General features: G+C 62.4%; 13 protein-coding genes. 8 read left to right on the forward strand and 5 right to left on the reverse strand.

The features are described 5' to 3' along the window. The first annotated feature begins 33 nt into the window (after nucleotides 1–33). The 8 genes from tssK (at nucleotide 34) to ACFP9U_RS00430 (ending at nucleotide 13,502) form a co-directional block, all read left to right on the forward strand. Nucleotides 34–1,365: a type VI secretion system baseplate subunit TssK gene (gene tssK / locus ACFP9U_RS00395; protein WP_378618188.1), complete on the forward strand. Its 1,332-nt coding sequence runs from the start codon at nucleotides 34–36 to the stop codon at nucleotides 1,363–1,365. 93 nt (nucleotides 1,366–1,458) lie between these two features. Then, nucleotides 1,459–2,865, forward strand: a complete 1,407-nt coding sequence (gene icmH / locus ACFP9U_RS00400) for a type IVB secretion system protein IcmH/DotU (protein ID WP_378618190.1) — start codon at nucleotides 1,459–1,461, stop codon at nucleotides 2,863–2,865. Then, a complete protein-coding gene (locus tag ACFP9U_RS00405; protein WP_378618191.1) occupies nucleotides 2,862–4,652 on the forward strand; it encodes a type VI secretion protein IcmF/TssM N-terminal domain-containing protein in 1,791 nt (596 codons plus the stop codon). Before icmH ends, ACFP9U_RS00405 begins: the two co-directional genes overlap by 4 nt. Next, nucleotides 4,649–8,149 (forward strand): type VI secretion system membrane subunit TssM, encoded by a 3,501-nt coding sequence (gene tssM / locus ACFP9U_RS00410; RefSeq protein WP_378618193.1) that lies wholly within the window; start codon nucleotides 4,649–4,651, stop codon nucleotides 8,147–8,149. Before ACFP9U_RS00405 ends, tssM begins: the two co-directional genes overlap by 4 nt. A gap of 115 nt (nucleotides 8,150–8,264) precedes the next feature. Next, complete coding sequence (gene tssF / locus ACFP9U_RS00415) at nucleotides 8,265–10,100, forward strand: type VI secretion system baseplate subunit TssF (protein ID WP_378618195.1); 1,836 nt, start codon at nucleotides 8,265–8,267, stop codon at nucleotides 10,098–10,100. Continuing rightward, nucleotides 10,097–11,155, forward strand: coding sequence for a type VI secretion system baseplate subunit TssG (gene tssG / locus ACFP9U_RS00420; RefSeq protein ID WP_378618196.1), 1,059 nt, complete (start codon nucleotides 10,097–10,099; stop codon nucleotides 11,153–11,155). The genes tssF and tssG overlap by 4 nt, the downstream gene beginning before the upstream one ends. A gap of 14 nt (nucleotides 11,156–11,169) precedes the next feature. Then, the gene (locus tag ACFP9U_RS00425) at nucleotides 11,170–12,711 is read left to right on the forward strand and encodes a methyltransferase regulatory domain-containing protein (RefSeq protein WP_378618198.1); all 1,542 of its coding nucleotides are present in this window, start codon (nucleotides 11,170–11,172) and stop codon (nucleotides 12,709–12,711) included. A gap of 2 nt (nucleotides 12,712–12,713) precedes the next feature. Next, complete coding sequence (locus ACFP9U_RS00430) at nucleotides 12,714–13,502, forward strand: serine/threonine-protein kinase (protein WP_378618199.1); 789 nt, start codon at nucleotides 12,714–12,716, stop codon at nucleotides 13,500–13,502. On the opposite strand, the gene ACFP9U_RS00435 is transcribed toward ACFP9U_RS00430, so the two are convergent. Genes ACFP9U_RS00435 through ACFP9U_RS00455 form a run of 5 tightly spaced genes read right to left on the reverse strand, consistent with a single transcriptional unit; the run spans nucleotide 13,492 to nucleotide 18,503 of the window. Beyond that, nucleotides 13,492–13,830, reverse strand: coding sequence for a slr1659 superfamily regulator (locus ACFP9U_RS00435; protein ID WP_378618201.1), 339 nt, complete (start codon nucleotides 13,828–13,830; stop codon nucleotides 13,492–13,494). The genes ACFP9U_RS00430 and ACFP9U_RS00435 overlap by 11 nt on opposite strands. Nucleotides 13,831–13,859: 29 nt before the next feature. Then, entirely contained in the window at nucleotides 13,860–14,408 is a 549-nt protein-coding gene (locus ACFP9U_RS00440) for a slr1658 superfamily regulator (protein WP_378618202.1), read from the reverse strand. Between the two features lie 2 nt (nucleotides 14,409–14,410). After that, the gene (locus ACFP9U_RS00445; protein ID WP_378618204.1) at nucleotides 14,411–16,789 is read right to left on the reverse strand and encodes a SpoIIE family protein phosphatase; all 2,379 of its coding nucleotides are present in this window, start codon (nucleotides 16,787–16,789) and stop codon (nucleotides 14,411–14,413) included. Then, nucleotides 16,786–17,964 carry a methyltransferase domain-containing protein gene (locus ACFP9U_RS00450; protein WP_378618277.1) on the reverse strand — a complete coding sequence of 393 codons (1,179 nt, stop codon included), beginning with the start codon at nucleotides 17,962–17,964 and terminating at the stop codon, nucleotides 16,786–16,788. Before ACFP9U_RS00450 ends, ACFP9U_RS00445 begins: the two co-directional genes overlap by 4 nt. After that, the gene (locus ACFP9U_RS00455; protein ID WP_378618205.1) at nucleotides 17,961–18,503 is read right to left on the reverse strand and encodes a ubiquinone biosynthesis methyltransferase UbiE; all 543 of its coding nucleotides are present in this window, start codon (nucleotides 18,501–18,503) and stop codon (nucleotides 17,961–17,963) included. Before ACFP9U_RS00455 ends, ACFP9U_RS00450 begins: the two co-directional genes overlap by 4 nt. Nucleotides 18,504–18,680 lie beyond the last annotated feature (177 nt).

Below are 18,680 nucleotides of genomic sequence, written 5' to 3' on the forward strand. Positions count from 1 at the left end.
TGGCAGGCCGTCGAAACGGTGAAGGAACGCTCCATGGCCTTTGATGACAAGGTGATCTGGTCGGAGGGAATGTTCATCCGTGCCCAGCACTTCCAGCAGGACGGACGTTACTTCGAACGCTTCGCTCGGGACAGGACCAAGGCCCTCCGACCCTATGGCTGGGGACTTACCGAACTCAAGCTGAACCGTGAACTCCTGTCGATCGGTCGCTTCGGTGTCGAGCGTGCCTCTGGCGTTTTCGAGGATGGAACGCCTTTCTCTATCCCTGACGATGCCGACCAGCTGCCGCCGCTGCAGCTTGGCGAGACCACACGCAACGCCATCGTCTATCTCACGCTTCCCATCCGACAGCCTGGGGGTCGCGAGGCCGCCGAGCCCGAGGCCGAGACGCTGACGCGCTACTCCATAGCGGAGATCAACGTTGCGGATGCCACCAGCGGCGACATTGCCACGGTGCCCATCAACGTCGGCAAGATGCGGCTGCGCTACGCTCTGGAAACCAGTGAACGCAGCGGCATGGTGGGGATCGGCCTGGCCCGCATCATTGAGGTGCGGTCCGACAATGCCGTCGTCCTTGACGACACCTATGTACCGCCGACCCTGGATTTTTCCGTCTCGCAGGTTCTTTCGGGAATGGTCAGCGAGATCGTCGGGCTGCTCAATCATCGCGGCGAGGCGATCGCCTCGCGACTTGCCGGATCCAGCGCGGGAACGGCGGCAGAGCTGACCGATACGATGATGCTGCAGACCATCAACCGCTGGCAGCCGGTGTTCGCCCATCTCGCCTCGGCATCCTGCATTCATCCCGAGACGATCTTCAAGAGTGCCGTCGCCTTGGCGGGCGAACTTTCGACCTTCACCAGCGGCACCCATCGTCCGCGGTCGTTTCCCGTTTACGACCATGAGCGGCTGCAACCCACGTTTGCGCCGGTGATCGCCGCTTTACGCCAGGCGCTGAGCGCCGTCCTGGAGCGTGGTGCCATTGCGATCCCGCTGACGGAACACCGCTACGGGATCCGGGTGGCGGAAGTCGCCGACAGGTCGATATACGGCAAGTACACTTTTGTACTGGCTGCCAAGGCGAACATGCCGGCCGAAACGCTGCTTCGGCGTCTCGTCGGCCAAATCAAGATCGGGCCCGCCGAACAGATCCGTGAACTCGTCAACGCGGCGCTGCCCGGCATCATGCCACGTGCCTTGCCGGTGGCTCCGCGGGAAGTTCCCCATCACACCGGAAAGGCATATTTTGAACTCGACCGCACCAGTGCACTCTGGAAGCATGTTGCGTCCGGCAAGGGCCTTGCGATCCATGTCGCAGGGGAATTTCCTGCCCTGGAACTCGATCTCTGGGCGGTCAAGGATTAGGGGAGCGGTACGCTGAACGATCCTTTTGCCCGATTCCTGGATGCGGACGATACGATCCGGCGCCCATTGCCAGGCGATGGAACGCGCCGGGCGATGGATTTCGGCGAAGCGGATGCCGGCCGTGGTTCCAATGCGGCCTTCCCGGATGCCGCATCGTCGCAGACGGCAGGGTTCGGCTTCGACGACGATTTTTTCGACGGCCGCCGGATGCGCACGGAAGACAATGCCGTCAGCGATTTCGGACCGGACGAGGGGTTGGGCGAATCGCTGCGCCGCGGCGGCGACCGCAGTATCGACAAGGCCTTCGAACTCGCCGCGGTCAATCCGCTCGTCAGTGCGGCTTCGCCCCTGCTGTGGTTGGCCGGGCGCCTCAACGAAAGCGCACCGCCGGATGACATCGCCGAGTTCCGCAGGCGGGTGATCGAAGAAATCAAGCATTTCGAATCTGCGGCCATGGCGAGGGATATCCCGAGCAGGCTCGTGCGCGTTTCCCGCTACGCCATTTGCGCGGCGATCGACGACATCATCCTCAATACGCGTTGGGGGGGCGCGAGCGGCTGGGCCAGCAGCAGCCTCGTCGGCGCGCTTTACAACGAAACCTGGGGCGGTGAACGGTTCTATGACTTGCTGTCGCAACTGTTGCGGCAGCCCGAACAGAATATCGATGCGCTGGAACTGATGGCGATCTGCATGGCCATCGGCTTCGTGGGCAAGTACCGGGTCATGGAAGGCGGTCAAAGCCATCTCACCCGTTTGCGGCATGAGCTTTACCGCACCATTCGCCGCGTGCGCGGCCCCTATGAGCGCTCCCTCTCGGGCGCCTGGCAGACGGAGGCCGCGCCGTACAAGCCGCCGCGCGCAATGACCGGCCCGTGGCTGGCCGCGCTGATCCTTTTGATACTGCTCCTTGGGCTCTGGGCTTTCTCCAGCATCAGTCTGCGCGGCGGTGTCGAACAGGCGGCGGAGCGCATCCGTGCACTCGCCCCAACTATCCCGATCGTTGTCGAACGCGCCGGCGTACCGCAGATTCCCGATCCCGTTCCGCCGGTGCGTCAGACGCAGCTCGAGCGTCTCTCTGAGTTCCTTGCCGCAGATATCGCCGCCGGGCGCCTCGAGGTGGTGGACGCCGGTGACAACGTATTGCTGCGCATGCTGGACGCGGCGTTCCCCTCGGGCGGCCGGGAGCTTTCCCCGGAGGAGGAGCCGCTGGTGGAGCGGATCGCCGAAGCGCTCGATTCCGAACGCGGCCCCATACTGGTGATCGGGCACACGGACAACGTGCCCGTCGGTGCCGGAAGCCCGCTGGGTGACAATATGGCGATTTCGCAGGCACGGGCGGAGTCGGCGGCGGAAATGCTGCGGCGCTATATCGACACGCCCTCGCGTGTGCGGTCCGAGGGCCGCGGCGAGAACGATCCGATCGCCAGCAATGGGACGGCGGAAGGCCGTGCGCGCAACCGCCGCGTGGAGTTTCAGATTCCCGCGGAAGACGTGCCATGAGAGCCTGGGTGCTCGGGTTCTGGGCCACCGGTATCGTGCTGGCCGCGGGAGCAAGCTGGCTGGTCTGGCACCGTTCGGGGATCGAGGATCCGAACCTGCATTTTGCCGCCATGATTGCACCTGTCGTGCTATGGGCAGTACTGCCGGTTCTTTTCGGACGCTTTTTCTGGCGGCAAAGCCGCGCTAACGACGTGCCGGGACTTCGCGAGCAGCGCCGCGCGGCGCTCGCGTTTCTTGCCAATCGCGGCTTGACGGGCCGCAAGGGAAGATATTCGCTGCCGCTCTACCTCGTCGCCGGTCCCCCCGGCGTAGGCAAGAGCAGTCTCCTCGAACGTTCCGATGCCGAACTCGGTATGCCGATGACGATCGGCAACGGCACGTGGTGGGTCGGCAGTGACGCCATCTTCGTGGAAGCGGCGACCGGTGCGGGCGCGCGCGATGTGTTCGAATTGATACGCAGCGTGCGTCCGAAACTTCCCCTGAACGGGATCCTGCTTGTCATTAGCCCGGCCGACATGACCCTTGCCGACCAGGAGGAGCATCGGACGATCGCCCATGCGATTGCCAATGAACTGCGCGAGGCCGAAACGGTGACCGGCGTCGTCGCGCCCGTCTACATGCTCCTGTCCAAAGTCGACCTGGTGCCGGGGTTCCGCGAGTTCTTCGACAGGCAGGAGCCGCAGGAACGAAGCGAGCCGTGGGGGTTCGACCTTCCTCTCGGCGACCCTGCCGCTCCCCAAACGCCGGACGAACGCAACCGCGAGATCGCACGGGGTTTTCAGCGTATCGTCTCGGTGATGCGCGTGCGCCACGTAGAATGGCTCTCGCGCGAGGCCGATCCGGTAAGGTGCGGTCGCATTCATGGCTTTTCGGCGCAGGTCGCCGCACTCCAGAATGCAATCCAACCGATTCTGGGGGCCTTGTCTCCGGATCGCACGCAAGCCTGGAACGGAGCTCTTCTGCGGGGAATCTTCCTGACGAGCGCCCGCCAGGAGCCGCTTTCGATCGACGCTCTCCTGCCGGACCTTTCGCAACGCTTCGCCATGCCGCGAACCGGCACCTTGCCGCCCGACCTCGGGCTCGACGAGGAGGAGCATGGCTATTTCATCGGCGGAATGCTGCAGAAGGCGATTCTTCCGGAGGCCGGCCTGGCGTCGCGGGAGCGCCGGCGTGATCGCGGACTGTGGCTGCAATGGGCGGCGGTCGGCGCGATCGTTCTGGCCACCTTGGGGGCCGGCTACTTCGTCTTCCGCACATTTGACGAGGAAACGCGGTTTGCCGCCCGACTTGCCGATTCGAACACGGATGTCGCGGCGCTGCCGAATCCGTCCACGATCGAGAATATTCCGGCCGTATTGGCGCATCTGCGCCGTCTCGATGCGATTGTCGCACAAATCGACGCGGAACCTGCTCCGCCGGACTATGCATTCGGCCTGTCGGGCCGTGGAGAGTATTCCGCGGCACTGGAGACGGCGCGGCATAACCTTCGCCGCAATGCCCTCTTGCCGCACCTCTCCGCGCTCATCGAGACACAGCTTGTCGATCCCGACGAAGACCTTGCCACGCTGCGGCGCCTGGTCGCCGTGGCGGAAAGCGCCGACGATCCCGAATCGGAGGCCTTGCAGTATTGGCTGGAAGAGAGTGCGGCTGTCGTCGCCGAAAAGGACCGGCACTTGCTCCTGTCGGAAGGGTTGTCGGCTTTGCGTGAGGCCGGCGGCCTGACTATCGATCCGGCTTATGTGGACGCCGCCCGGCGCAGGATCGCGTACAGGGAAAGCCTGTCGTGAGCGGGCGGACGCTCCTTCGGCGGATCGGGCGCAGCATGCTGCGCCGCGGGGTTCTTCTAACGATCCTCGCCGTTCTGCTGGCCCTGGCGGTCTGGTTCCTGGGACCGCTGGTCGGCTATGGTGAGGTGCGGCCGTTCGCTTCGGTAGCGGTTCGCCTCGTTCTTCTTTTGCTGATCGCACTCGCCTGGGGTATCGGCGGTCTGTTCATGCGGGCCAAACGCTCGAGCGAGGAACAGGCGCTGCTCGCGGCGCTGCGTAAGCAGAAAGAAGAAGAAGACGCTGCGGCAGACCGCGAGGCGGCCAAACGCGAAGCTGCCTTTCAAGACTTTCGCAGCGCTTCCCGCGAGGCACTGCGATATATGCGCAAGGGGCGGGGAGGCCTGTTCGCGAATGCGAGCTACGCTTTGCCATGGTACCTCGTGCTCGGCGAGCAGAATTCGGGAAAGTCCGCGCTCGCGCGCGGTGCGGCTTCGACGCTGCCGTTCCGGGAAGACACCGACGAGGCTGCGGCGGCCGGCAGCTTCCACATTTCCGACGAGGCCGTCCTGGTCGAGTTTTCCGGCGACCTTTTCAGCCAGTCGGAACGCCGGTTCACCATCCTGTGGTCACGCATGCTCGATCATCTGCGGCACCTGCGGCCGCAGCAGCCCCTCAACGGGATCCTGGTGGTCGCCAGCGTCGAGCAACTTTTGGGGATGTCGCAGGAAAGCGCCATCGACTTCGCCACGATCGTGCGCCGCCGTGTCGACGAGGTTTCGGCGCGGCTTCGCACCCGCGCGCCCGTCTACCTGGTCGTCACCAAGCTCGACCTTCTCCTTGGATTCGAGGAATTCTTCGAAACACTCGGCGCCGAGGAGCGTTCGGCCGTCCTCGGTTTTCCGCTAACCCCACCGTTGCGCGCTGAAGCAGGAGCACAGGCGGACATGTTCGGCGACGGCTTCGCAAAGGTCACCGAGCGGCTTTCGGAACGGCTGATGATGCGGCTCCAGGAAGAGCCGGACGAGCTGCGCCGCCGCCGCATATTCGAGTTTCCGAGCCAGTTCGCCTTGCTCAAATCGCGGCTCCAACCACTTGTCGAACACGCCGTCGCCACACATAGGTTTGGCGAAGCGCCAATGGTGCGTGGTCTTTTCTTTGCGAGTGCGACCCAGTCCGGTGCTTTTGCGGACGTGACCGCAGAAGCTTTGGCGAGCGACTTCGGGCATCGTCCGGCAGGTCTGACGCCGCGACCCGACTCTGCCCTTGCCAAAACACGCACCTTCTTCATGCGGGGGCTGGTGGGTGACGTGATTGCTCCCGAAAGTCACCTGAGCGGATTGACACGGCCCGCCCGGTTCATGAACCAGGCACGCGGCGTGGCAGCCAACGTCTTGCTCACCGTGGCTGCGGTCACACTCCTTGCTTTCTGGTGGCTTGCCTTCAGCGAGGGCCGAGCCTATACGGCCCGCCTCGATGAGTATACGGCAGCCGCACGCGCCGGCATTGCCGAGGCGGCTCCCGACGGTGAGATGCCATCGAGCTTCGGGCCGGTCCTGGAGGTTCTGGATCACCTCAGGCGCCTTTCGCAGGAGGCGCCGCGCCGTTCCGCGCTGGGTCTCTATCCGACTGGAAACGTGCATGAGGCGGCGCAGGCCGCTTACGAAAGGGCCCTGGCGAACATGGCCTTTCCATTCGTCTGGCGCTACCTGGCCGATGGCCTCGGCGACCCCAGGACCCCGGGGGCATTGCGCTTCCAGCAATTGAAATTCTATCTGATGCTCGCCGGCGAGCGGCCGGTTGCGCCCGCCACGGCTATTCGACTCGCGCCCGATTTTGCGGCTAAATGGCTCCTCTACGAACGCGGCGCGGAGATCGATCAGCGCGTGTCGGGGCACTTCGCCAGTCTCGCATCCGTAGACCTTGATACGCCGGCACCGGACCTTGCGCTCGTCGACCGGGCCAGAAGCCTGATCTCCGACTACACCTTGGCTCGGCTGGCTTACGATACGGCACTCTCGTATGAAGAGGTGCGACAACTGCCGGTCTGGCGGCCGGTCGACCATATGGGACTGGCCGGACCGCAGGCTCTGAGCCGGGTCAGTGGCGCGAGTTTTTGGGACGGTATCCCCGGAATCTACACGAAAGAGGGATTCAGCGACGTGATGCTGGAGGCGTCGGGAAAGGCGGCCGAAGCGACCGCAGAGGATCTCTGGGTGATGGGCGGGTCCGATACCTCGTCAGAGCGCGAAACCAGACGCATTCAAGACGGCGTGCTCGATCTTTACCGAGCCGACTACATCACGCGATGGGACCGTCTTCTGTCCGATCTCGACATGATCGATACTGCGAGCGCCGGTGAGATGGCGCGCGCCTTGGCGCTTGTCGTCGGACAACCGTCTCCGGTGAAGGAACTGACGGCGGCTGCCGCGAAGGAAACGAATCTATCCGCAGACGATGGGTCGCCGCTCTCGGCTTTTTCGGGCGCGGCAGGGCGAGCGTTGGATACGACATCGTTTGCACCGCGCAGAGTTGTCGATGTCGCGGGGGCCGTTACCGAACATTTTCGCGCCTTCCGCCAGGCCGTGATCGGAGCGGACGATCAGCAGGCGCAGGTCGACGCCATGATTGCCGCCCTGGAGCCGCTCTACCGACAAATCAACCATGTCGCCACCGGCGGTGACGTGCTGGAGCTTGGGGTCGAGCCGCAAACGCTGTTCGGTCAGTTGAACGAGCAGGTGGACGCGCTTCCCGAAAGCCTGCAGCCGCTTTTCCGGCGTATCGTGAGCCACTCCGCTGCCATGACCGGCGGTCTGTCTAGGCAGCGGTTGTCGAACATCTGGTCGACGACGGTGCTGCCGCTGTGCCGGTCCACGACGGAAGCACGTTATCCATTCGACCCGGAAAGCGGACGCGACGCGTCGCTTGAGGACTTCGCCAGTCTGTTCGGGCCGTCCGGTGCAATTGCGGCCTTTCGTAACGACTATCTGAAACCGTATATCGACAGCACCACCAAACCCTGGCGCTGGCGCACCGGCCAGCAGTTCGGTCTCGGGCTCGACGAGGAAGTGCTCTCCCGGTTCGAGTTGGCCGCCGATATCACATCCGCTTATTTCGGCGATTCCGATCAGCCTGCGGTACGCTTCACCATTGAGCCGATCCGGCTCGACGCACGCGCGCGCGCCTTTCAACTGGATATCGGCGGGCCGACCCTTGTCTATGCGCATGGGCCGCCGGAGGCGACACCCCTCGAATGGCCGCCGGAGCGCTCTACGGCGGATGCGATCCTGTCGTTGTCTCCGGAGATCGACGGCAAGAGCAGTGTGCTGCGCCGCCAGGGCTCCTGGGCGCTCTTCAGATTGTTCGACGCCGGCCGAATGCTCGACGCGGAGGCGACCGACACCATTCCTTACCAATTCACGATCGGCGGTAGGGAGGTTCTGCTAGAGGTGACGGCGCCGCCCACCGGAAGCCCGCTTTCACACGAGATCCTTTCCAATTTCCAATGTCCGGAATTGTGATCTTGCGGTTCGCTGATCGCGTCGGTTGACTTACATTCGCAAACTCGGCCACTTTCCCGACGTCGGGTGATGGCGCTGGCCGACCAGCAACGTCTCAAGGGGGGGCGTCCAGCCAATGTCGGATGAACTGCTCGTCCACTACAATCGCGAATTGCTCAACATCAGGCGGGCTGCAGCGGCATTCGCTGCGGAAAATCCGCGCATAGCGGCGCGGCTGCGCCTGTCCGAAGATGCCATAGAGGATCCTCATGTCGGTCGGCTGATCGAGGCATTCGCCTACCTTACCGCGAGGGTGCGCCAGAAGCTCGATGATGACTTTCCCGAACTGACGAATGCCCTTCTCGGCATTCTCTACCCGCATTTCGAGAAGCCGATACCGTCGATGTCCATCCTGCAGTTCGAGCCCGCCCCGGACATGGCGGGAGAGCACGTGATAGCGCCGGGCAGTCTGGTCGACACCGAGGAAGTCGAAGGCGAACGCTGCCGCTTCAGCACCACGTCCGAGGTGAGGCTTCACCCCATCTCCGTCCGCCTGGCCTCGCTGAGCGGCCGGCCGATCATGGCGCCGGAGACCCCGCGCGCCCAGAACGCCGCCTCCTGCCTGCGTCTGACTTTGGAGATGACGAACCCGGACACCGATTTCGCCGATGGAGCTCCGCGCAGCCTACGCTTTTTCCTGCGCGGCCAGCCGCAATTGGTTTATCCGTTATACGAGCTGATGCTGAACGATGCTGTGGCGGTGGCTTTCGCCGAGGGCGCGCGCGATCCCGCTCCGATCGTGCTCGATGCGTCGGCAATTTCCCCGGCCGGCTTCGGTGAAGAGGAAGGGCTACTGCCCTACACCAATGCCTCTCATCTGGGTTTTCGCATTCTGACGGAGTATTTCGCTTTCCCGGAGAAGTTCCTGTTCGTGGATTTGGCCTTCCCGGATGCGGAACTCCTTGCCTCCAAGGGTCGGACCCTGGATGTTTTCATCTATCTCAAACGTCCGTCGCCGAACCTGGAGCGTTCCGTGACAGCCGATGCGTTCGCACTCGGCTGCACGCCCATCGTCAATCTGTTTCCGCAAACCGCCGAGCCGATCATGCTCGACCGGCATACGGCAGAATACCGCGTTATCCCCGACAGCCGCCGCTCACGCGCGCTCGAGGTCTACAGCATCGAGCGCGTCGACGCCGCCGAGGCGGACGGAAACAGCCGGCCGCTGTACCCGTTCTACGGTCTGCACCACAGCGGGAGGGACGATAACGCAGCACAGAAGGATCGGAAGCCGGCCTGGTGGCTGTCGACCCGTACCGAGGATGAGCCCGACAATCCCGGAAGCGAGGTTTTCCTTTCCATTGTCGACCTTGACTTCAACCCCGGTGAACCGGTCGATGAAGTGCTGGTGATCGAGACCCTTTGCCTCAATCGGAACCGTCCCGAGCACCTGCCTTTCGGGGGTGGTCATCCGCAGATGCGCATGGTCGAGCCCGCACCGCTCGTCAAGGCGATACGGATGCTCACCGCACCGACGCCGACGGTACGCCCACTTTATGGACAGGGCGGTCGATGGCGGCTGATCTCTCATCTATCGCTCAATCACCTCTCTCTGGTTTCTGACGGCGGCGTGGATGTTTTGCGCGAAATTCTCATGCTCTACGATTTCCGTGACTCGGCTGAAACCCGCGCCCTTATCGAAGGCATCATCGGCGTCTCGTCACGGACCGGTACGGCGCGGGTGCGCAGCGGCAACCAAAGTGCTTTCTGTCGGGGCGTGGATGTCACGGTGACCTTCGACGAGAGCAATTTTTCCGGCAACGGCGTGTTTCTGATGGCGAGCGTCCTCGAGCGCTTCCTCGGTCTCTACGCGAGCGTAAACTCCTTCTCCCGGCTGACCGCGACGGTGAAGGGTCGAAGCGAGGTTCTGAAAACATGGCCAGCACGCGCCGGCGATCAAGTGCTTCTTTGAAGTCACGCCTCTTCGAACAGCCGCAGGATTTCGACTTCTTTCAGATCGTCCGGCTGCTGGAGGCGATCGCGGCGGAAGAGAACAGGCAAGCGGGCGAACCCCCGCCCGATCCCGTAGGATCGGGGGTGGAGCCCCGCAATGCGGCGCTCTCCCTTCGCTCTTCCGTCCCGCTCGGCTTCGCGGCGGCCGAGGTCACCGCCGTCCGGCGCCCGCGACGCGGCGGTCCCGTCGAAGTGACCCAGACCCTTGTAGGGCTGACGGGTCCCTCGGGCGTTCTACCGCACGCTGTGAGCGAACTGGTTCAGGTCAGTGTTCGCGAGCGCAATCCGGCATTGCGTGACTTTCTCGACGTGTTCAACAACCGGTTGGCGGGACTGCTCTACGATGCCTGGGCGAAGTACCGGATCGTCATCGAGAGCGAGCGCGCGGAACGGCTCGGCAAACCACAGACCATCGACACCGCGCTCAAGTCTCTTGTCGGCTTCGGCCTGTCCGCCATCGCCAACCGGATGCAAACACCGGACGACACGCTTGTCTTCTACGGTGGTCATCTGTCACGGCAAGGTCGTTCTGTCCTGGCCGTGCAACGCTCTCTTTCCGGCGCCATCGGTCACCCGGTACGGATCGGCCAGTTTCTCGGTCAATGGTTGCCGATCGCCCCCACCGACCGCACCCGCCTGCCGGATCGTGCCGCTCCGGAGGGCGCTTTCGCACGACTGGGACAGGATGCCGTGATCGGCGGACACACATTCGATATACAATCCTCCGTTCTTCTTTGCGTCGGCCCGCTTCGCCATGCGGATTTCCGCTCCCTGTTGCCGGACGGAGCCCGGGCCCGTCTGCTGACGGAGTTGGCGGCGGTGGCGCTCGGCGCGGACAAGTCTTTCCGCATCCGGCTCGAACTGCACCCCGACGAGGTACCCGAGTTGCGCCTCGATGCCGACGAGAACCGCGCGGAAGCCAATCGCCTCGGCTGGAACACGTGGCTTGCATCGTCCGCTCGCCGCACCGCGTCGGTCACCGCGGAGTTTCGACCACCTTCCCATTTGCGATGACCAAAGGAAATCTCATGACGGATTGGACGGACGGCTATGTTTCCGACATCGAATACCTGCCTGGCTTCTATATGGAGCAGACGCCGGGCCACCTCGATACCGCCTGTCTTTTACAGGCGATCGAACCGCCCGTGTCCGCTGGCGAACCATTCCGATACTGCGAGCTCGGCTGCGGCGTCGGCGAGACCGCACTGGCCATCGCCGCCGCCAACCCGCGTAGCGATGTCTGGGGCTTTGATTTCAACCCGGCGCATATCGCCCGCGGCAAGAACCTGGCGCGGAAGGGAGGACTCGCCAATATCAACTTGGTGGAGGCTTCGTTCGAAGATCTGGCCCGATCAGACCGGAACGAGTACGGCCTGTTTGACTACATCGCGCTGCACGGAGTGTGGTCCTGGGTCAGTCCGGCCAATCGCACCCACATCGTGCGGTTCATAGACCGGCACCTGAAGCCGGGTGGGCTTGTCTATATCACCTACAACGCGCTTCCGGGCTGGACTTCGGCCATGCCGGTGCAGCGATTGCTCCGGATGTTCGCCCAGGCTGCCCACGATCGCAGTGACCGGACCGTCGTCCGTGCACTCGACAGTGTTCGAACCTATGCCGAAGCTGGCAGCACTTACGTTCCCGCCGATCTCCTGGAACGCCTGGACAAGGAGCGTGACGGGGGAAAGCTGTCATACCTGTCGCACGAATACCTCAACGCTCATTGGGCGCCTTGCTACCAGGTTGACGTTGCGCGAGACCTCGGCGAAGCGAAGCTGAGCTATATCGGTTCAGCCACCCTCCTGGAGAATTATCCCGATCTGTGTCTCACTGCTCAGCAGCGGGAACTGCTTGCAAGTACGCCAGCCGCTTTTGCCGAAACGGCAAAAGACTTTTTGATGATCCGGCCCTTCCATCGCGACGTCTTCGTACGCGGCGCACGTAGAATTCCCGAACGCAGGCTCGATGAGCGCATACGGCAAACGCGTCTTGCTCTGGTCGTGCCGCAGTCGGCCGTCACGCGGGACATAAAGATTCCGCTCGGCGAGGCAACCTTGAACGAGAGCTTCTACGCACCGGCACTGGAGGCACTGGCGGACGTACCGCGGACCGTGGGCGAGTTGATGGATCTTGCGCAGGCCGATCGCTCTACGGTTTCACCGCGGGAGGTGCTGGGCATGCTGGTCGGCTCGCGGCAGGCCTTGACCCTGCCGAACGAGGTCGACGCGTCCGCAATCGGGACAGTTCGCCGGTACAACGTTGCGCATCTGAAAGCATGCGCGGACGAGGCGCGCGCAATCTCCGCGCTCGCCGCCCTCGGGATCGGCTCGGCCATAACGGTGAGGCTGTTCGAAATGCTGGCCTATGAAGCGATTGCCGGCGGCACGGAGGTGGATCCGGCCTCCCTGACCGAGGCTACATGGGAGATGCTGAAGGCGCGTGGTGACAAGATAACCAATGAAGGGAAAATCGTGGAGGATCCGGCCGAAAACCTCAAGATAATCCGCGAGAACATGGAGGCAGTAGTCTCGGCCGCGGTACCGATCTGGCGCCGTGTGGGCGCGATCTGAACGTGGCCGGCGGGCGAGCCAGGACGCTACCCTTCACCAACTTGCGCCTGCTGCGCAAGAACGGTGCTGTCAGCGTGTTCGCCGCCGTGGGACGTGATGGTCGTCCCGCCGTCGTCAAGATGCTCGATGAGGCACGGGCGCGAGATGATGCGATCGGTGAAAGGCGCTTTCGTCGCGAGGTGTTGATCGCATCCACGCTGTACCATCCTTCGCTCGCGCGCTGCCTCGGTCATGGCGACGGCTGGATTGCATTCGAGTGGCTGGAGGACAGCCTGGTGGAGCGGGTGAAAGCCGCCCGATACAAAAGCGATCCGGAATTGGTGCGGCCGCTTCTGCGCGATATCGCCGCCGTACTTGGCTATATACACGCGCGTGGCGTCGTGCACGGTGATCTGAAGCCGGCACATGTAATGTTCAGGGCAGAGCAGATCGTACTCATCGATTTCGGCATTGCAGCACTCGTTTCCGACGACCCGCTGTCAGGTGTCGAGCTGACAGGATCACCCGCCTGGATGGCTCCGGAGCAGGTCGCAGGTGGAGCGGCAGGGCCACCGTCGGACATCTGGTCGCTCTGCGCCATCGGCGCGTGGTTGATGACGGGCGCGCCGGAGATTGAAGGTACGGCCGAAGAGATGCTCGCGGCGCGTGCCCGCGCGGACGTGCAATTCGATTTGTCGACCATTCGGCGGAAAGATCCGGAACTGGCCGACCTCCTGGCCTCGGGGCTCGGGCAAGCGAAATACAGGCCGGACGCGGCAGCGATTGTCCGCCGGCTTGCGCTTACGCAATGACCAGGTCGACCGCCGGATACAGCTTTTTCAGGTTCGGCAGCGATTTGGCTTGCCATGGAATTTTCGTGGAGCCCCTCACCGCAAGCCCGACCTCCTGCCGCTTTCGGACCTCGATGGTGAATTTGGCCAGGAGATTGATGCCCGAGCTGTTGAGGAACTCGAGTTCCGTGAGGTCGAGCACGATTACCGGAGGTTCCGATTCGAGTACGCCCTGCATGATGTCCAGAATCGGTGCATAGGCATCTGTCCCCGAAAGGCGCATCGTTCCCTCGTAGTGAATCGTCGCGTCCTCCGCCCACACCCTATACTCGCTCGTCTTGATTTCCATGTTTTCAATCGGCTCCAGAGAATGCCCGGTCAGGCGAGGTTCAGCGCGGCATAGGTGTTGAGTCGGATCGGCTCACCTGCCGCAGATTGAAGGAATGTCCAACCCAGTTTCGCACCATAGTCGCTCATCAGGGTCAGCAGACCAAGTCCCGATCCGTTGAAGGACGAGTCCTCCGCGTTGGCTTCGATACGCTCGATGAGAAGCTCCCCGGGATCGCGCTTCGTAATCTCCTCGAGCAGCGCTCTGAAACGTTCGGCCGTTCGTTCGTCGATCACGTTAGAGACCTTGACTTCGAAGCGGCCGGATTCGAGAGACGCTTCGATCAAGATATCGCCGGAAGATCTGAACTTTACAGCGTTCTCGAGCAGTTCGTTCAGGAGATAGCCGATGCAGTGACGGGCTTCGTTGTAGTCGAGATCGTACGCGGCGCTCCTCAACGCATAGAATTCACCGAGGAATGCCGAGGTCGTACTGCAATGATGCCAGCTCAGGTCAAGCGGACCGTCGGCGAGTGTCAACGCCCCGCCGAAGGCGCTCGGATGATTGTTTAACTCCGTCTCCCCGTAATGCGCGCTCATCGCTATCTGTGCCTCATCACCACCAAGGTTATGTCATCGTGGATCTTATGGCTCCCGATATGCGCCATGAGGTCGGAAATGATACCGTCCTTGATCTCATCGGCGGACCCGTTGCGGTGCCGTCTGGCACTTTGACAGAGGCGGTCGAGGCCGAACAACTCGCCGTCGGCGCCTTCCGCTTCGGTGATGCCGTCCGTGTGCAATATGATGATATCACCATTGTCGAACCGGAAGTCATGTGTCCGCACGAACGGTCCGATGTCGCTTTCGAGGCCGATGGGAAAGCCCAGGTCCATCGTATCGATACGCTCGACCTCGCCGTCAGAACGTACCACCAATACTTCCTCATGCTGGCCTGAAAGCGTGATGCGGCGGTCCTCGTAATCCAGAAATGCCAAGGAGAGGTGCTTGTCGGTCTTGGTGCGCTCGATGTTCTTGAAGATGGCGCGGTTTAGGACTTCCAGAAATTCCTTGGGATCGCCGCCGCCCTTTTCCTGCAGCGCCCGTGCGACCGATTGGACCATGAGCATCAAGACGCCGCTTTCGAGGCCGTGACCGGTAACGTCACCGATGCCGATCTTGACCCGGGATCCGCTCTGCAGCACGTCGAAATAATCGCCTCCGACCTCGTCGGCAGGCTCCATGTAGCCTGCGACCTCGATCATCGGAATTGCCCCCAACTCCGCCGACTTGGGAATGACCATCATTTGGATATGGCGGGCGACGTCCAACTCCGCACCCAGGCGGAGATTCTCGGACTTGAGCTTTGCATTGAGGGCGGTGATCTCCTCGTTCGCCGCAGCGAGCTCGTGTGTGCGCTCCTCGACGGCCTTTTCCAGATTCTCGGTGTGATACCTGATCTCTTCGGCCATTTTGTTGAAGGCCACGCCGACAGCACCGACCTCATCGCGAGTAGGGATCTCCACGCGGACGGAATAGTCTTTTCGCTGGAGCCGATTGGCTGCATCGGCAAGCGCGCTGAGCCCTGCGGTGATCCGCCCCGACACCGCATAGACCGCCATGAACACGATGAGGAGGCAGATGACGAATGCGGCAAGCTGCCACTTGAGGATGCGGTCAGTCGCGTCGGAGATATCCTGTTGGGCCGCGGCAAGTGCCGCATAGATCTCCCGTTCGGGCACGACGAAGCCCAGGCTCATCGTTTCCTCGACGATGCCACCGCCGTCCCAGAGATTCGTCGGGGCGAGGCGGCGCAATACCACCGTATAGGGCACCTCCTCACCATTCTCCTCCAGGTGTATGGTCGTGATCCGCGTCCCGCTGTCCTGCGGCAGCTCCAGCGAGACGACTTCCGGCTGGGTGCTCGCGCGCAGGGAGCGGGCGACGCCGGTCACGCCCTGGCCGGTCACGTCGCTGGATACCAGGCCGAGTGTCCGGACGCCCTCCTCAGTGGTGGTGATGATGTTGCCGTCCGACATTGCAAGAAAGCCGAAACCGGTGTCGGCAATCTCAACACTCTCGACGAGGCCAGCCAGCTGGTCCAGCGTTATGTCGGCCGCCACCATGCCCGCCACGTCGGAGCGGTCCTGTGTCCACAGGGGGTGAAAGAAGCTGACGATCAGCGCCCCCGTTATGGCGTCTACATAGGGAGCCGTGGTGACGATGTCCGAGGCGACCGGGCGCGAATCCGGATCCGCCAGCCATCCTTGCCATCCCTCGTAGACGCCCGGAAAGAAGAAATCCCAGAAATTGGCTTCGTTGTGCCCAGGGTAAAGTCGGTCGAAGGTCTGTGCCTGATCGGTATACGGGGTGGTACGCATGATGGGTCGGTCTTTCGGACCGACATAGTAGAGCTGCAGCTTGGCGGCCCCCGTCTTCATCAGCGACGGCGCAACCAAATTGAAGGCCGAACTCTGGTGGATTTCTTCCGCGACCTCCGGCAGCGGTGTTCCGTCCGCGCCCAGCAAATAGCCCCAAACGCTGACGACGGACGGCCCCTGCTCGTTCTGAGCCCAGCCCTTCTGCCGGTTATAGACGAGTTCGTCACGCAACGCGGGGTGACTCTCGACAATTCCTCCGATTGCGGAGCGCGTTCGCGGCAGGTCTATGAGCATTTGGGTCGAGTTCGCGAGCCCGGTGACCTCAGCGTGAACCTGCGACAGAAGGAGGTCGGCACGGCGGGTCGTCGTTTCGATATAGGTTTCGAGATATTCCTGCGACGCCTCGGACAGGCCGTGGCGCACCGTGCGGATTGCATCACGTGAAAGGTTCTGCACGTTCCAGATGGCCACACCACCGGCAAGCACCAGGTCGAACAGCACCGCGGCACCGACCACGAGGATGAACTTGGCGCGAAAGCTGTTGAGCGAGAGACCGCTCCAGCGCGATTTCGCGGCAAGCGTATTGGATGTATCGGTCATAGGGGTTTACGCCCCGAAGCCACCCAGATCGGCCATCCGGCATAACCCTTCGGGTGAAGCGCAGCGAAGACATGGTCCTGAAAGCCCTGCCGGAAGCGCTCGATGAATTCGGGCGTGTCACCGCGCTGCACCGCCATCTCCCCAGCATAGACGCGCTCCCATGACCGGATGATGTCGGCGAAGTCCTGCGGGTCGCCATCCAGATTGGTCACCATGAAAGATTCCATCATGACGTTCTCGAACCCGGCATCGAGCAGATAGCGACGGCTCTTTGGGCCCAATTCGATGTCCATCTGGAAGTGCGCCCACACCCTGGCGACCTCGTTGTATGTCCATTGGATCGACTCGCCACGCGGCTCGCCCAGGCAGTGGGAGTTCTTTTCGTTGGTGATGTAGACGCGGCCCCCTGGCTTGCAGATGCGGAGCAACTCCTTGAGAATCAGCTCAGGGCGGTCGAACACCTGCAGCGAATGCCGACATGTGACGAAATCGAACTGGTTCTCCTCCAACAGCATCTCCGAGGCATCTCCATAGACGTATTCGATGCCTTGGATGCCGAAGTCCGCCGCCACTTTCCGTGCATAGGCGAGACTCGATTTCGAGTGGTCGAGCGCGACAATGCGTGCGGGTGCGAACTCCTTGAAGGCCAGTACCGCGAAGTCGCCGATACCGCAGCAGATGTCGGCCATCACCACGCCCGGCTTCAGCCCATGACGTGGAAGGATGCCGCGTTCATGTCGCCAGGTCATCTTCGTCTGCGTGCGCAGGATCGGGATGAAGCCGCCTTCCTCCAGAAACGCCTGGCCCGGATAGAACTCGTTATCATACTCCTCGATCACGATGTTCGGACGGATGTCGCTGAGTGCGTTGAACTTGCGTGTCGACCACCCGACCACGCTCGAGGTGATGACGGAAATCTTCAGATCGTCGCGCTCCCCGCCTGCTTTCAGCAGCAGGTTCGCCAGGACCCGGAAGGCGATGTTGTTCAGCCGCACCAGTCTTTTGACATTGACATAGAGCGTGCCGCGCACCGATTGCAGCGACTGCTCGAAAAGCTTGACGCAGCCGGCGAGGTCCCGCTCGTGCTGCGGGCGCATGGAGCCGACGATCGAGAATTCCTGGTTGTTCTCGTCGAAACTGACTCTGAACGTTTGAGCTGTCGCCTCCGACATCAGCCTTCATCTTCCTCCAGAGAGAGTTCCGCTGACAGCCGAACGGCACTTTCCTCAGCCGGCTCAACGGCCAACCGCGCCCTGTAGTCCACCGCCAGCTCCAGCAGCCCGATCGACGGATCGAGGGGGCCGTCGGAGAAAAGTGCTGCGCGGTATTGCTCGCCCACATCGGGTTGTGAAAGTCGCGACATCGCCTCACGGTAGAAGTGCGATCCCGCTGCATCGCAGGGAATTTTAAGTTCGATCAGGTCCTTCTCGGCACGACGCGAAACGCTGCAGACGAATTCGCCGCGTCCATGGGCCCGGTGCGCCGTTTCCAGCAATTCGTTGAGGGCCGAAGAGAAGAGGTTCGAATAAAGCAGCGAGTCGGTCCTGTTGTGACTGATCATCTTTGCGATGTAGGAAGAAAGCCTGTCGCAATAAGCCCAGTTCGAGGAGAAGACCTCCATATCCATGCTTACCTTCACCAGCAGTTCAAAGCTTTCTGCCGCTGCATTTCCGTGCAAATCGCTTGTCATGGATTCATTCCACCGCTCCCCCACAAGCCCATTTTCCGGCACAGAGCCGGCGAAAGCGGCCTCCGGGGCGCTTCACCGCTGCACATATTTCGATCACTACTGGAAAAGTTCTGCCCCCGACTCTTCCCAAGCAGACGATAAGGGAGGTATTCGAGGCAGATCAAGCCCGATTACCGTCATTCGCTTGCTTTAGGTGTTCCG

Source organism: Nitratireductor sp. GCM10026969 (genome assembly GCF_042660605.1).
GTDB lineage: Bacteria > Pseudomonadota > Alphaproteobacteria > Rhizobiales > Rhizobiaceae > Chelativorans.